This is a genomic window from Pseudomonas putida (assembly GCF_005080685.1).
Lineage (GTDB): Bacteria > Pseudomonadota > Gammaproteobacteria > Pseudomonadales > Pseudomonadaceae > Aquipseudomonas > Aquipseudomonas putida_V.
Window position 1 is genome coordinate 3,905,543 of the sequence record NZ_CP039371.1, and the last position, 14,662, is coordinate 3,920,204.

The window sequence follows — 14,662 nt, forward strand, 5'->3', positions numbered from 1 at the left end:
TCGCAAGCGAAACTACAAGGACAATAATAATGAAGACTCTCGAAAACATACCGGCCGGCATCGATCCTCAGCGGTTCGGCGATGCAGTCACCGCCTTCCGGGACGTGGTCGGCGCGGACAATGTGCTGGAAACGCCGACTGAACATGACGGCTTCGACGATCCATACGATGCCGCCGATTCGCGCAAACACCGCGCCAGCCTGGTGCTGCAACCAGCCTCGAGCGAAGAGCTCCAGCGGATCGTGGCGATCGCCAACCGCTTCGGGATTCCCCTGTGGACGACGTCGCAGGGACGCAACAACGGTTACGGGGGCGGGGCGCCGCGCGTCAGCGGATCGGTCATCGTCAACCTGAGAAGAATGAACCGTATCCTGGAAGTGAATGAAAAATATGGCTACGTGCTGCTAGAGCCCGGCGTCACCTTCGCCGAGCTGCACGCCCATCTCAGGTTGCATGGCTACAAGCTGTGGACGGACGTGCCGGACCTGTGCTGGGGCAGCGTTATCGGCAATGCCCTCGAACACGGGATCGGCTACACCCCCTATGGCGAGCATGCGGATCAGATATGCGGCCTAGAGGTGATCCTCGGCAACGGCGACCTGGTGCGTACCGGCATGGGCGGCCAGCCGAACAGCCGCAACTGGCAGACCCATCCAAGGGGCTTCGGCCCGCGTCATGACCAGTTGTTCATGCAGTCGAACTTCGGCATCGTCACCAAGGCCGGCCTCTGGCTGATGCCCCAGCCGGAGGCGTGGCGCGCGGTCTGGCTGCACGCGGCCAACGAGGAGGATGTCTATCCGTTGCTGGACGCGCTGCAGCCTCTGGTTCTGAACCGGACCATCGGCAACCGCACGACCGTGATGAACATGATGGCCCAGGGTATCGCCCTGTCCCGCAAGACCGATTGGTATGCCGGCCGGGGCGCCCTGCCGGCAGAAGCGAAGAAGGCCATGGCGCAGAAGCTCGGGCTCGGCGCCTGGGCCGCGCGCGTCGGCCTGTACGGCAGCCCCGAGATGATGGACGCTCAGTTCAACGCCATCGCCAAGGCCGTCGCGCACCTTTCCGGGCTGACCATAGTCTCCCGCCAGTACGCCGGCGACGCCCCGGCGCAGGATGTCCATCCGGCGGATCAGGCATTGGGTGGCATCCCCAGCATGGACCTGCAGGAAATGATGAAGTGGAACGGCCACCAGCGGCCCGGACACGTGGGCTTCGCCCCCATCGCGCCGCTGTCAGGGGCGGACGGGAAGATCCTCATGGACGTGCTCAACCGACACATGGCGGAACTCGGCCAGGACTTCGGCGCCGCCTTCGCCCTCACCCCCCGCAGCATGCAACTGCTGGCCCTGATCCTGTTTGATGCCACGCAACCGGAGGACGTGCGGACGACCTTCGCCAGAACCGGCGACATGGTCAGGGAAGTCGCTGCGCTGGGCTACGGGGAATATCGTGGCCACCTGGAGTTCATGGACCTCATCAGCGCGCAGTTCAGCTTCAATGATCATGCGCTCGGCCGCCTGAACAGGACGCTGAAGGATGCCCTCGACCCCAACGGCATCCTCGCCCCCGGCAAACAGGGCATCTGGCCTAGCGGCGATCGACGCTGACGCTCAGAGCAGCCGGGGGCGCGCCCGGGCTACGCCCCCCCCTCTACAGGCATATGCCGGGCCGTCGAGGCTCCTACAGGTGGACCCTTTCCGAACCGACGCTGCTTGCCTACCGAAAATCAAGACGGGACCTGCGGCAAACCACCGCCTTACCGTATGTAGATACCAGGATGGATTGGTAGCGCCAGTCGCCACCCGATCAGGCAGCGGATCAGCTGGGGTAGCGAATCGTCAGAGTTCTGCTGCCGTCTCCTTCAGCAACGCCCGCAACCATTCGTGGCCGCGCTTGTTGGTTCCCCGGCTCCAGTAGAGATCGATGACCACGCTGGTATTCGAATAATCGATTTCGAGAGTTCGCAGCGCACCCTCGACACCCGGCGCGTGCAACGCATGGGCCAGCCGGCGGGGGACCAGGGCCACGCAGTCCGTCTGGGCGACCATGGCGCCGAGCGACAGGAAACTCGGTGTCGTACATACGCTGGATGATTCCAGCGAGTAGGTCGGCTGCAATTGCCCCCTGGTTTGCTGCGAAGCCCAAGGCAGTTGGAAGCCGACATGTCGCAAGCCCTGAAACAGCAGCGGATCGATGGGCGAGGTCAACCGGTCGTTGGCCGGCCCCGCGATGCAGACGATATCTTCTCGCCACAGCTCGGTGGATTCCGCCCGCTTGCCGATGGTGGGCCAGGTCTCACGAGGTGCGATGAGAAAATCCACCTGACTCAGGTCCTTGGCCCCATGGAACTCCATCTGCACGAACTCCAGGGTGACGTTCGGCGCGAGCCGGCCACAGGCATTGAGCAGACCCGGCCCGAGCAGGAAGCCGACGTAATCGACGGTGGCGATACGGAAATGCGCGGCTTCCTGGCTCGGCTCGAACGCCGCCGGTGGCTGCAGCAGCCGATCCAGTTCGCCGAGGATGCGCGAGAGCGGAATACGTAACTGTTCGCCCCGAGGCGTCAGCTGTCCGCTTCTGCCGTTCATCACCAGCAACTGGTCGTCGAAGATGCTGCGTAATTGCCGCAGCGCCTGACTGATCGCCGGTGGTGTCAGCTTCAGCGCATTGGCGGTGTGCGCGACGCTGCGGGTGCACAGCAGCTTCTGCAGCACCGGCAGCAGATTCAGGTTGAGCTGGCGCAGTCGCGCGGCCAGCTCCCGGCAGGCCAGCGAATCGAAGTCGACCTCGCCGGCCTGGCGTGCGTCGCCAGCGGTATCGCTAAGGGGTAGTCGCGAGTTCTGTGCCATTGTCGATACTCATTAGAACACCGAGTTTCCGCTGAGCGTACGTTCCGGAATGTCCTGAAAGACTTCCCAATGCTCGACTACCTTGTCGTCTTCGACCCGGAAGATATCGATGACGGCCGACCCTTGGTGCCCCTCGTAGAACACGGCATGGGAATGCGTCACCACCAGATCGCCCTCGGCAATGACTCTTTTGAACTCGAGCCTGGTATCGGGATATTTTGCCCGATGCTCGCTGACGAACTGTTTCAGTCCCTCAACGCCATTGGCCGCTAGTATGCTGTGCTGGGTGTAGTTTTCCCCCATGTACAAGGGGATCTTGTCGAACTCACCGCGAACGACGATCGACTGGTAGAAGTTCTTTACCAATTCTTTATTGGCTTCAAGCGACATAACGACTCCTGTTTTTTGTTTTTGTACTGCGGTAGCTGAAATACCTACCGGTGTAGGGGTTATTGGCCGCTACAGGAAAGACGCAGGCAATTGGAGAGTGCGACTCGCGAGAAATGAATCAGTATTTCGCACCTTTAACGACGCAATGGCGACACGGACTGCTTTGCCTTTGCGACGGCCTGTCAGGTCGTACCGACGATGCCTCCGTCAACGATGATTTCCGCGCCGGTGATAAAGGATGCTTCGTCGGATGCGAGGAATACCGCCGCCACCGCGGCTTCGTCGGGCGTCCCCATGCGCTTCATCGGCACGTTGCCGGTGATCAGGTTGCGGAAGTTCTGCACGGCCTGCGGATCGTCGATACCTTCGGAGCGCCCAGTGATGGGGGTATCGATCGGACCGGGGCTGAGGACGTTGACCCGGATGCCCTTGTCGGCCAGCTCGCAGGCGAGTGACCGGGTCATGTGGCGCATGGCGGCCTTGCTGGCGCCATAGAGCGACGACAGCGGCCCGACCTTCACCCCGCCGATCGAACTGCAATACACCACGGAGCTGCCTGGCCCGAAGCAGGGCACCAAGGCTTGGGTCAGGAAGTATGGGCACTTCAGGTTGATGCTCATCAACCTGTCCCAACGCTCCTCGGTGATCTCTTCGAAAGGCATGAGAATCGCGATGCCGGCGCTAGCGAACAGCGCATCCACAGTTCCCATCTCGGTCTTGACGATGTCGACGACGCGCCGGACTTCGTCCAGGTTGTCCATGTCGGCGCGCACCGCCAGATGACCTTCGCCCAGCGTCGCGAGGGCTTCGTCGAGGGTTTTCTGGTTACGGCCGATGATCATCACGCGGGCGCCTTCGGCGGCGAACTGCTGCGCAGCCGCCAGGCCGATACCACTGTTTCCGCCGGTCACCACGACGTTCTTGTCCTGGAAACGATCCTCTCGCATTTTATTGTTTTCCGTAGCGATGGTTGGATTCAGCCGGGGCCAGGAAATCCGGGGACGACCCTGGCTCGGGCGCGGAAGCGGTCCCGCTCAGAGGCGAGTCGAGACCGTCTTGATCTCGGTATAGGCATGCACCGCTTCGATGCCGTACTCACGGCCCCAACCCGACTCCTTGTAGCCACCGAGCGGAAGCGCCATGTCCAGCACACCGTGAGCGTTGATGCCGATGGTGCCGGCGCGGATCCGCCTGGCCATGCGATGAGCCTTGGAGACGTCGCGGGTCCAGACGCTGCCGGATAGGCCGTAGCGGGTGTTGTTGGCTTCCAGCGCCAGTGCTTCGAGATCGTCGTTATCGAAGGGAATCGCACAGACCACCGGTCCGAAGATCTCCTCGCGCACCACCGTCATCCGACTGTGGGTGTTCACCAGTACCGTCGGCTCGACGAAGTAGCCACCGTCCCCCAAGCGGCCGCCGCCGGTGACCACTTCCGCACCTTCGGAGCGGCCGACGTCAATATAACCGCTCACCCGCGACAGTTGCTCGGCGGAAACCAATGGCCCCATGCGGGTATTCAGGTTCAAGCCATGACCGATGGTGCTGGCGAGCTGGCGAGCCTGCTCGGCGACGCCGCTGACCACCTGGTCGAAGATCTTCTTGTGGATGAACAGTCGAGTGCCGGCGACGCAGACCTGCCCCGAGTTGAAGAACACGGCGTTGGCCACGCCAGGAATCGTGATATCGAGATCGGCATCATCGAAAACGATGGCGGGCGACTTGCCGCCCAGTTCGAGGGATACGCGCTTCAGCGTCGCCGCCGCGCCCTGGACGATACGCTTGCCGACGGCGGTGCTGCCGGTGAAGGTGATCTTGTCGACGTCGGGATGCTCCACCAGGCGGTTGCCGGCATTGAGACCATCACCGGTGACGACATTGAAGACGCCCGGCGGAACGCCCGCCTCGAGCACCAGCTCGGCAAGACGCAGCGCGGTCAGCGGGGTGTTTTCCGCCGGTTTGAGGACTACCGTGCACCCGGAAACCATGGCCGGCGCCAGCTTTTGCGCGGCCATCATCAGCGGAACGTTCCACGGCACCACCGCACCGACGACGCCGACCGGCTCGCGCAGGGTGTACGCATGCCACTCTCCGGGCGCAGAAATCGGAATGCTCTCGCCGTTGAGCCGGGTACACCAGCCGGCCATGTAACGGAATTGCTCCGCCGCCAGCATGACGAAGAAATTGCGCGAGTAAAACAGCGGCGCGCCGTTGTCCAGTGTTTCTAGCTCGGCCAGCTCATCGGCGTGCGCTTCGATGATATCCGCCACCTTGAGCATCAGACGCTGCCGCTCGCTGGGTTTCAGTGCGGGCCAGGCACCATGCTCGAAGGCCTGGCGAGCAGCGACGACGGCCGCGTCGATGTCTTCTGCACCCCCTTCGGCGACAGTCGCGATCTGCCGGCCGGTGCCCGGATCGAAGACCGCCCGCGTCTGGCCCGACCGTGCAGGCAACCATTCGGCGCCGATCAGCAATCGATGCTGCCTGGACAGAAAGTTCTTTACCTCGGGACGCATTGCATTGGGTTGTTCGAAAATAGTCATGGTTGGACCCCTGAATCATTATTTTTATCATCGTGCATGGGATGATTCGCCGCAGGCAAATGATGCGCGAACCAAGGCTATTGAAGGCGACCTATTGCTAACCAACACCTTTTCGGCCATGGCGCAGACCAAAAAAGCACCGCCGGCCACGCCTGGTTCCGTCGCGAAGCGCCGCCTCGTGACCTACCTCAACAGCGCTTCAGGTACCGGAACCGGGAATTCTATCAACTGCTGCGCCAGCCCCTTGCCCATCGGATCGAAACGAGGAGAAGACACCGCGCCCCCACCCAGGGCTCCGTACATGAGGAAGTTCAAGGCGTGCAAGCCAGGCAGCTCGTGGCACTCGATGCGTGCACTGAGCGGGTTCTCATAGAGGTGCGCGTACCAGTCCCGGATCGCCTCGCAATCGAGCGCGGCCTTGATCCACGGCAGGTATTCCGGCCGCCGGGCGATGACGCCGATATTCGACAGGCTGCCCTTGTCGCCGGAGCGCAACCATGCGAGCTGGACGAGGGCCACGGAGGTGCCCGCGCCAGCCGTAGCGACCGGCATTGGCGCATGCGGCTTGACCGAGACGCTGTCGAAGCCGCCATGGGTCGGCACCTCGACCCGCCGCGTTTCACCCTCGAAGGCGAGCAGAACCGGAATCCGCTGCTTCTCGACCAAGGTGGAATACATGCGCATCAGCGGCGCAACGGAACTGCTGAACAAAGCGCCGGTACCCGGCGCCATGGACACCGAAGAGGAGCGGCCGACACGGGCCAGCGGCTCGACCGCTGCGCGCTCGGCATGATCGACCACCACGCGATAGACGATTTCCCGCGCCTCATGGCGGAGCGCATGGACACCCTGGCTGGCGCCGGAACCGATGAGTTCGAAGTGAGTGTTGAGGAACTCGCCGAATCCGGCCGTCGTTGCCAGCCGACGCATCCGCACGAGCACCGCGTCGACCGTCCGCCGCGCCTTCTCTTCGGCCTCAGGGCCGCTGATGACGCCGGTGATCACGCTGCGCCATCCTTGTGCCTGCATGCAGCAAACCTTGTAGGTGCTGGTCGGCGCATAGCCCCTGGCGCCCGACACCAGCACGCGGTTCGATGCCTGCTGCACGAGCGTCAGCTCGCTCAGATCGCAGGTCACCTCCGGCATGTAGTAGCGCTGCGGATCGTTGATCTCGTAGAGGATCTGTTCAGCAGTGGTGCCGACGTCGATCCGCCCACCGGTGCCCGGCACCGTCGTCAGGATCGCCGTGCCGTCATCGAAGCACTCGGCGATCGGAAAGCTGGTATTCGACCAGTCGATATCCTTCCAGTCGGTGCAGATGCCGCCGGAAGGCTGGGGGCCGCACTCGAGCAAATGGCCGATGGCGGTCGCGGCGCCAAGACGATCGTAATCGTCCCAGGCCCAGCCGAACTCATGCATCAGCGGGGCAACGATCATCGCCGAATCCACCACGCGGCCGGTGATGACGATATCCGCTCCCAGGGCAAGCGCTTCGGCGATGGGCTTGGCGCCAAAATACGCATTGGCGCTGATCAGGTCCTCCGGTAGCGGTTCACCGGTGAACATGTCGTGAGCGCCGTCCGCCAGCAATTCGAGCACGGCGTCGCCGTGGACCACCGCGATCTTCGGCTCGAGCCCCAAGCGGCGAGTGACCGCGTGGAGCGCCTCGGCACAGCCAAGCGGGTTCAGCCCACCGGCATTGGTTATGATCTTGATGCCTTTCTCGATGAAACGCCGGAAACATGGCTCGAGCTCCGGGCCGGCAACTTCGGCCGCGAAGCCTGTGCCGGTCTCGTATTGGAGCTCCGCCGCGAAGTTGGCCACGCTCGCTTCGTACAGGTAGTCCGCAATGAAATAATCGAGCTCGCCGAAGTTGGCCATTTGCGGCCAGGCGATTGTGGTATCAGCGGAGCAACCGGCACCGATTCGTAATGTGCGCTTTGACATTGTTCTTGAATCCCCATCTTGACGTTTCGGCCTGACTCAGCCCGTCAACGGATCATCGCAGGCGCTGGCGGATGAACACCAACACTGTTTCGGCATGGATTCAGATCAAAAAAGCTAAGCGGAAGACGAACATCGAAGGTGCAGAAACACCTGCAAGGAATCTGCGACACAAGGAATGACATTCGAAGGCCGCGGATATCAACTTGAATCGCTCATGGCCAACGTAACGGCAGAAGGTCATTCATTCACTGATGCATAGGCCAGCAAGCGTTTTAGAATCGGCGACTCGTGCGTCGGCAACCAGACCATATCGGCCCCCCAGGTGAACTCGAAATCATCGGCGGCACGTACCCCCACCCGTCCCGAGAAACGCTGCCCGGCCTGTCGTCCGGCGAACGCGATACCCACTCCGGCCGAAACCAGCATCGCGGTGGTCGCGAAACTGTCACTGTCCATGACCACCCGGGGGCGGAAATTGCGCGCCGCCCACGCGGCCGTGAGCTGTTCGAAAAGCCCCGGCATGTGCGCCTGGAACGGCATGACGAAAGGTTCCTCGCGCATGTCGGCCAGTTCGAGCCGAGGGCTCGAAAGCAAGGGATGTCCGATCGGAAACATGAATTCCAGCGGGTCGCTGGTCAATGGCACATGCGCCAGCGTACCGGACGGTATGCATCCGCCGTAGACCAGCCCCAGGTCCAGTCGGCCATCGGCCAGTGCTTCGAACTGCTGCGCATGTGGCATCAGCATGAAACTGAAGCGCACCTTGGGAAACTGTTGCTGGAAGAGCTTGAACAACCCCAGCGCCGCATCGGTATACAGTGCCGCCGCCATGTAACCGATGCGTATGGTGCCCGCATGCCCCTCCGCGAGCAGCCGCGCACTCTCCGTGGCCCGCTGGACCTGATCCAGAACCACCACCGTCTGGCGGAGGAACTCGTGGCCTGCCGGAGTCAATTCCAGCCGTGAGCCACTGCGATCGAACAGCAACGCGCCGATGTCGCCCTCCAGATCCTGGATGCGCCGGCTCAGTGGCGACTGGGAGATATGCAGGCGCTCTGCCGCCCGAGTGAAGCTGAGCTCTTCGGCAACTGCTACAAAGTAACGCAGATGTCGCAATTCCATTTTCCCTACCTATGCGATGCCCAAATACGGCCATTATAAGGTCCATCGCGTTTCAAACACACCACTATGCCTGGCAAGGAGCCCGCCGCCCAAAGCACCGCCCCCAATCGCTTTCCATCTCAACCGCCGGGCTCGGCCGCCATGCGAGCCGCAGGTGGGTGCGTCAGACGCGATCGAAGGTCAAGGCGCCGGTCATTCCGCCATCCAGCGGGATGATCGCGGCATTCACGTAGGCGCCGGCGCGTGAAGCGAGGTAGATCACCGTGCCCACGATGTCTTCCGCCGTGCCCATGCGGCCCCGTGGTACCTGGCGGGACAGCGCCGCCAAGATCTCCGCTGGCGCGGATGCCGCCATTTCGCTCGGAAACGGCCCCGGCGCGATGCAGTTGACGGTGACATGCCGCTTGGACAACTGCACGGCCAGCGCCTTGGTCAGATGGTGCACCGCCGCCTTGGAGGCCATGTAGGCGTAGTTCTCTCGGCTCGATAGCGACAACCCGCCAATCGAGCCGGTATTGATGATTCGCGCGGGGCTTTCGGCCGAGCCCTGCTTGAGCAGCAAGGGCAATAGCGCCTGGACAAGAAAGAAGCCCGCCTTCACGTTCACGTCGAAGGTCCGGTCCCAGCTCTCTTCAGTGCATTCTTCCAACGGAGCTTCGCTGATGACCCCAGCATTGTTGACCAGGATATCGAGTGCGCCGAAGCGGCTTTCAAGCGTCTCGCGCACCAGGGTTCTTCCGGCAGCGGTTGCGATATCGGCGGGTATCGCGATGCAGGTGCCGATGCGGCTCAGCTCCGCTTCCGCACGGCGGCAGTCGTCGCTGCTGCGGGACGCTATCGCGGTACGCACGCCGGCGGCCACCAGACCGCGCGCCAGCATGAGGCCGATGCCCTTGGTGCCGCCGGTGATCAATGCGGCCTTGCCTTTGATTGAAAACAGATCGCTGGGTATCGTCATGCAAACCTCTTGTTCGCTCTTATTGTTGTATGTCCGCCCGCAGCGGCAGCCTGACCGCATAGACCGTAACGAAGGTCACAACGCAGCCCAGTAGGCCAAGCATGCCCAGCGTCGACAGGCCGCTGCAGGCGATCACCAGCCCCCCTATCAGCGGCCCCAGCGCGTTGCCTATCATCAGGAAGCCGGGGCCCGCCGCCGCGGCCCGCCCGCTACGGTCGAGCAAGGCGAGCAGGCCGAAGAAATAGGGCGTGACAAAGATCATCGTAAACGGCAGCACCACGGCCGAGACTAGGAACAGGCTGCCCTCGCCACTGATTACGCCTATGCGTGCCAGTGCTGCCAGCGCCAGCATCAGCCAGACAGGTGCGAATCCCCAGCGCAGACCGATGCGCTCGGCGGCGATCGCGCCCAGCAGATTGGCGAGCGCACCGACCGCCAGTGTCGTGCTCAATGCGGACACCCCGATCCCGGCTTGGAGCGCCGCCGAAGGCAGGTAAGCCCAGAGCGCGCCATAGGTACTGCACAACAGCACGATGGACAGCGAGATCGCCAGCGGCCTCCGCGACAGCGGCGCCTGCGCCGCAATCGGGGTAGTTACCGCGACCTTGTCGCCAGCCCCCAACGCGAACACCGACAGCAGGAACAACAGGCTTGACAGCGACACGAATGCGAAAGGCGCGGGCGTGCCCAACCCGGCGATCAGCGAAGGCATGGAGGTATAGAACAGGATGGCCATCACCACCATGGCGATCTGCTGCAGGGCGAACAGTTGCTGAGGATCGTCGCTGTGGCCGACCCTGCGCCCGAGATCGGCCAGCAGCAGGCCGTAGCCGATACCGGCAACGGCACGGGCCGGCACGAATATCCAGAACCCTTGGCAGAAGGTCGAGATCAGATTGGCCAGCAGTATCGCCAGCGCGACCCCACCCATAAGGGCGCGTCCCTGGCCCAGCCGCGGCCACCGCGACGCCAGCAGCACGACGAGAGCGGTACTGCTCAGCTCCAGCGTTCCCAGCAGGCCACCCTGGGAAGCGCTCAGGCCGAAGCGCTGGGTAACCTGGCCAAGCAGAACCGGCAACGTAACGGAGCTGGAACAACCCAGCGCAAAGCCGATCAGCAGCGGCAACCAGGCAGGATTGAATTTCATCGACAGCTTCCATTTTCGATTGTTGATCCGCTCAACACGGGCATCGCACGGGCTCGGACGAACGGGCCTCCGCCTGCGTCGGGTCCGCGCCGCTCTGGCACTCCAAGGGAGTCTGGCCACTCGTGCGAGCGCCACGGAATAACGGGTGAAAAGGTAATGCTGGATAGCGGGCGCTCGATGCACAAACACCAATTCAGCGAGTCGACAGACCAAAAAAGGCTTGGTGAAATCGACTTGTCATGGGTCATAGTCGAAAGCGCGCAAGCCTGGACATTGCCATCCCGCGGCTCCCCGGCAGTAATGTCATGGCACTCGAGCCAGGTGCCGGCCTTTCCAGGCGGGAACCATCGAAAAGTCCAGGAAATGTGTTGGATATTGCCTTCAAATCTCACCCTTCACGAAAAATCCAAGCCCCGAGACCGCACTTACCCAATGCGTTGCGATGCCATTGCCGGCATTCGCCCGCTCCCGAGGACAACAACAATGAAGACTCAAGTCGCCATCATCGGCGCCGGCCCTTCCGGCCTGCTGCTCGGCCAATTGCTGCACAAGGCCGGTATCGACAACATCATTCTCGAACGCCAGACCCCCGACTACGTGCTCGGGCGCATTCGCGCCGGCGTACTGGAACAGGGCATGACCGATCTGCTGCGCGAAGCCGGAGCCGGCGCGCGCATGGATGCCGAAGGCCTGGTGCACGACGGCTTCGAGCTGGTACTCGACGGTCGCCGCGAGCGCATCGACCTGAAAGGCCTGACCGGCGGCAAGACGGTGATGGTCTATGGCCAGACCGAGGTTACCCGCGACCTGATGGCGGCCCGCGCCGCCAGCGGCGCCCCGAGCGTCTACGAGGCCGGCGACGTGCAACTGCACGACCTCCAGTCCGACGCCCCCTATGTCACCTTCGAGCAGAACGGCGAAAGGCTGCGCCTGGACTGCGACTATATCGCCGGCTGCGATGGCTTCCATGGCGTGTCGCGGCAAAGCATCCCGCAGGGCGTGCTGACCGAGTTCGAACGGGTCTACCCGTTCGGCTGGCTCGGCCTGCTCAGCGACACCCCGCCGGTCAACGAGGAACTAATCTACGCCAGCAGCGAACGCGGCTTCAGCCTCAGCAGCATGCGTTCGGCCAGCCGCAGCCGCTACTACCTGCAGGTGGGCCTGGAGGAGAAAGTCGAAGACTGGCCGGACCAACGCTTCTGGGACGAGCTCAAGCGCCGCCTGCCGGAACGGGCCGCGCGACGCCTGGTCAGCGGCCCGTCGCTGGAGAAAAGCATCGCTCCGCTGCGCAGTTTCGTGGTCGAGCCGATGCAGTATGGCCGGCTGTTTTTGGTGGGCGATGCCGCGCACATCGTCCCGCCCACCGGCGCCAAGGGCCTGAACCTGGCCGCCAGCGACGTCAGCACCCTGCATCGCATCCTCGTCAAGGTATTCCATGAAGGCCGCCACGACCTGATCGAACGCTATTCGCCGATCGCCCTTCGACGCATCTGGAAGGCCGAGCGTTTTTCCTGGTGGATGACCTCGATGCTGCATCGTTTCCCGGACAATGATCCGTTCACCCGGCGCATGCTGGAAACCGAACTGGACTATTTCGTCGGTTCGCTGGCCGGGCGCACCACCATCGCCGAAAACTATGTCGGCCTGCCCTACGAACCGATCGAGTAGGCCGGGCGAGCGCCCCTTCTGGCGGCCCCGTCCAGCGAACGAAAGCGTGCAAACATTCTCGAACAACATGCCAGCATCCAACTCAGGAGAGCATGAATGAACACTCCCACGAAGTACCAGGATCTCCATCTGCAAGCCATCGCCGGCCAGTGGCGACCCGGCAGCGCCGGTCGTACCCTGCAGGTATTCGATCCGTTCGACGAACGAGCGCTACTGGAGATTTCCATGGCGGATCGCAGCGACCTCGACGAAGCCTACGCCAAGGCCGCCGAAGTCCAACCAACCTGGGCCGCCCTGGGACCGTCGGCACGCGCTGCGGTGCTGCTGCGCGCCGCGCAGATCTTCGACGAACGCCATGAGGAACTGGTCGACTGGATCGTCCGCGAGTCCGGCAGCACCCGGATCAAGGCCGAAGTGGAATGGTCCTCGGCCAAGGCCATCACCCTCGAGGCCGCCTCGTTCCCCAACCGCGTGCACGGACGCATCGTCGAGAGCGACGTGGCCGCCAAGGAAAGCCGCATCTACCGCAAGCCGCTCGGCGTGGTCGGGGTGATCAGCCCGTGGAATTTCCCGTTGCACCTCACTCAGCGCTCCCTGGCGCCGGCCCTGGCGCTGGGCAACGCGGTGGTGATCAAGCCGGCCAGCGACACCCCGGTAACCGGCGGCCTGCTGCTGGCCAAGCTGTTCGAGGAGGCCGGACTGCCGGCCGGTGTGCTCAGCGTGGTGGTCGGCGCCGGCAGCGAGATCGGCGATGCCTTCGTCCAGCATCCCGTGCCCGCATTGATCTCTTTCACCGGCTCTACCCCGGTGGGGCAGAACATCGCCCGCCAGGTGGGCGGCGGCGCGCACCTCAAGCACGTGGCGCTGGAGCTGGGCGGCAACAACCCCTTCGTGGTGCTCGCCGATGCCGACCTCGAGCAGGCGGTGAAGGCCGCGGTGTTCGGCAAGTTCCTGCATCAAGGGCAAATTTGCATGGCGATCAACCGCATCATCGTCGAGGCACCGCTGTACGACGCCTTCGTCGAGCGCTTCGTCGCGCAGGTACGCGGCCTGCAGGTCGGCGACCCCAGCGATCCGGCCACCGCCATCGGCCCGGTGATCAACCGCAAGCAGTTCGACGGACTGGCCAGGAAGGTCGAACAGGCCAAGCGCGAAGGCGCCGAGTTGCTGCTGGGCGGCGAATCCCGCGGATTGCTGTTCGCACCCCACGTGTTCGGCGAGGTGACCGCCGAGATGGAGCTGGCGCGCGAGGAAATCTTCGGCCCGATCGCCGGCATCCTCCGCGCCCGCGACGCCGAGCACGCCCTGGAGCTGGCCAACGGCACCGCCTTCGGTCTCTCCGCCGCCGTGTTCAGCGGCGACCTGGAGCGTGGCGCGCGCTTCGCCCGGCGCATCCATTCGGGCATGGCCCACGTCAACGACATGTCGGTGGCGGATGCGCCGAACGTCCCCTTCGGCGGCGAGAAGAACTCCGGGCTGGGCCGCTTCAACGGCGACTGGGCGATCGAGGAATTCACCACCACCCAATGGGTATCGCTGCAGACGCAGCCACGCCACTACCCGTTCTAAAAGCTACCGCCGGGGCAGCCTCCAGGCGAGCCCTGCCCCGGCGTAAGCGTGGCGCTGGCGCAACGAGCGCAGCATGAAGGCCATGGTTCGGGCGCGTATTACCTGAGTCCTAAACAATCGCGCTGGAACGAAAGAGCCAACTCCTGAACGGCCCTACCGCTGAAGGCGCCGTGCATGATGGACAACACGGCTCCAGGTAATCTGCCGTGCGCTCCGGCGGGATTGCCGACCCTCAGTTGGTTTTCCAGGGTGGTCGCGAATACAGGTGAAGATCGCCTATAAGGCGCGCGTCTCCTCGGGAGTGCCTGGGGCATTCTTGGCCGGATCACAGCGACACGCCACTGCCCGCGTGGCCTGCTCGACGCACGAACATTGGCTGCATGTGCTGAATAGAAACGCTCGAGCGGGTGGCATTATGAGCGAGGCCATGCCGGCTCAGCCGGGGCTTCTGTCCGCGAACTCGCCCCGGATG

11 protein-coding genes are annotated in these 14,662 nt (G+C 63.4%); 3 read left to right on the plus strand and 8 right to left on the minus strand.

What is annotated here, in order from left to right; translation table 11 throughout:
• The first annotated feature begins 29 nt into the window (after positions 1 to 29).
• The gene (locus tag E6B08_RS17760) at positions 30 to 1,607 is read left to right on the plus strand and encodes an FAD-binding oxidoreductase (RefSeq protein WP_136915252.1); all 1,578 of its coding nucleotides are present in this window, start codon (positions 30 to 32) and stop codon (positions 1,605 to 1,607) included.
• A 231-nt stretch (positions 1,608 to 1,838) separates the two neighbouring features.
• Here E6B08_RS17760 and E6B08_RS17765 read toward each other — a convergent pair whose 3' ends face one another.
• The 8 genes from E6B08_RS17765 to E6B08_RS17800 form a co-directional block, all read right to left on the minus strand.
• The gene (locus tag E6B08_RS17765) at positions 1,839 to 2,849 is read right to left on the minus strand and encodes a LysR family transcriptional regulator (RefSeq protein WP_136915253.1); all 1,011 of its coding nucleotides are present in this window, start codon (positions 2,847 to 2,849) and stop codon (positions 1,839 to 1,841) included.
• A 12-nt stretch (positions 2,850 to 2,861) separates the two neighbouring features.
• The gene (locus E6B08_RS17770) at positions 2,862 to 3,239 is read right to left on the minus strand and encodes an ester cyclase (RefSeq protein ID WP_136915254.1); all 378 of its coding nucleotides are present in this window, start codon (positions 3,237 to 3,239) and stop codon (positions 2,862 to 2,864) included.
• 182 nt (positions 3,240 to 3,421) lie between these two features.
• On the minus strand, positions 3,422 to 4,186 hold the full coding sequence (locus E6B08_RS17775; RefSeq protein ID WP_136915255.1) for a glucose 1-dehydrogenase: 765 nt from the start codon (positions 4,184 to 4,186) through the stop codon (positions 3,422 to 3,424).
• An 87-nt stretch (positions 4,187 to 4,273) separates the two neighbouring features.
• Entirely contained in the window at positions 4,274 to 5,779 is a 1,506-nt protein-coding gene (locus E6B08_RS17780; protein ID WP_416194356.1) for an aldehyde dehydrogenase family protein, read from the minus strand.
• Between the two features lie 183 nt (positions 5,780 to 5,962).
• Positions 5,963 to 7,726, minus strand: a complete 1,764-nt coding sequence (locus tag E6B08_RS17785) for an acyclic terpene utilization AtuA family protein (RefSeq protein ID WP_136915256.1) — start codon at positions 7,724 to 7,726, stop codon at positions 5,963 to 5,965.
• A gap of 237 nt (positions 7,727 to 7,963) precedes the next feature.
• A complete protein-coding gene (locus E6B08_RS17790) occupies positions 7,964 to 8,848 on the minus strand; it encodes a LysR family transcriptional regulator (protein ID WP_136915257.1) in 885 nt (294 codons plus the stop codon).
• 163 nt (positions 8,849 to 9,011) lie between these two features.
• A complete protein-coding gene (locus tag E6B08_RS17795; RefSeq protein ID WP_136915258.1) occupies positions 9,012 to 9,806 on the minus strand; it encodes an SDR family oxidoreductase in 795 nt (264 codons plus the stop codon).
• Between the two features lie 19 nt (positions 9,807 to 9,825).
• On the minus strand, positions 9,826 to 10,953 hold the full coding sequence (locus E6B08_RS17800) for an MFS transporter (RefSeq protein WP_136915259.1): 1,128 nt from the start codon (positions 10,951 to 10,953) through the stop codon (positions 9,826 to 9,828).
• Between the two features lie 483 nt (positions 10,954 to 11,436).
• Between E6B08_RS17800 and pobA the strand changes: the two genes are divergently transcribed.
• The gene (pobA, locus tag E6B08_RS17805; RefSeq protein ID WP_136915260.1) at positions 11,437 to 12,621 is read left to right on the plus strand and encodes a 4-hydroxybenzoate 3-monooxygenase; all 1,185 of its coding nucleotides are present in this window, start codon (positions 11,437 to 11,439) and stop codon (positions 12,619 to 12,621) included.
• A 96-nt stretch (positions 12,622 to 12,717) separates the two neighbouring features.
• A complete protein-coding gene (locus E6B08_RS17810; RefSeq protein WP_136915261.1) occupies positions 12,718 to 14,190 on the plus strand; it encodes an aldehyde dehydrogenase family protein in 1,473 nt (490 codons plus the stop codon).
• The last annotated feature ends 472 nt before the right edge of the window (positions 14,191 to 14,662 follow it).

Coding starts and splice junctions, on each gene's coding strand:
- E6B08_RS17790 (WP_136915257.1), bottom strand. CDS start 8,848: ATGGAATTGCGACATCTGCGTTACTTTGTAGCAGTTGCCGAAGAGCTC.
- E6B08_RS17810 (WP_136915261.1), top strand. CDS start 12,718: ATGAACACTCCCACGAAGTACCAGGATCTCCATCTGCAAGCCATCGCC.
- E6B08_RS17770 (WP_136915254.1), bottom strand. CDS start 3,239: ATGTCGCTTGAAGCCAATAAAGAATTGGTAAAGAACTTCTACCAGTCG.
- E6B08_RS17775 (WP_136915255.1), bottom strand. CDS start 4,186: ATGCGAGAGGATCGTTTCCAGGACAAGAACGTCGTGGTGACCGGCGGA.
- E6B08_RS17795 (WP_136915258.1), bottom strand. CDS start 9,806: ATGACGATACCCAGCGATCTGTTTTCAATCAAAGGCAAGGCCGCATTG.
- E6B08_RS17780 (WP_416194356.1), bottom strand. CDS start 5,779: ATGACTATTTTCGAACAACCCAATGCAATGCGTCCCGAGGTAAAGAAC.
- E6B08_RS17800 (WP_136915259.1), bottom strand. CDS start 10,953: ATGAAATTCAATCCTGCCTGGTTGCCGCTGCTGATCGGCTTTGCGCTG.
- pobA (WP_136915260.1), top strand. CDS start 11,437: ATGAAGACTCAAGTCGCCATCATCGGCGCCGGCCCTTCCGGCCTGCTG.
- E6B08_RS17765 (WP_136915253.1), bottom strand. CDS start 2,849: ATGGCACAGAACTCGCGACTACCCCTTAGCGATACCGCTGGCGACGCA.
- E6B08_RS17760 (WP_136915252.1), top strand. CDS start 30: ATGAAGACTCTCGAAAACATACCGGCCGGCATCGATCCTCAGCGGTTC.
- E6B08_RS17785 (WP_136915256.1), bottom strand. CDS start 7,726: ATGTCAAAGCGCACATTACGAATCGGTGCCGGTTGCTCCGCTGATACC.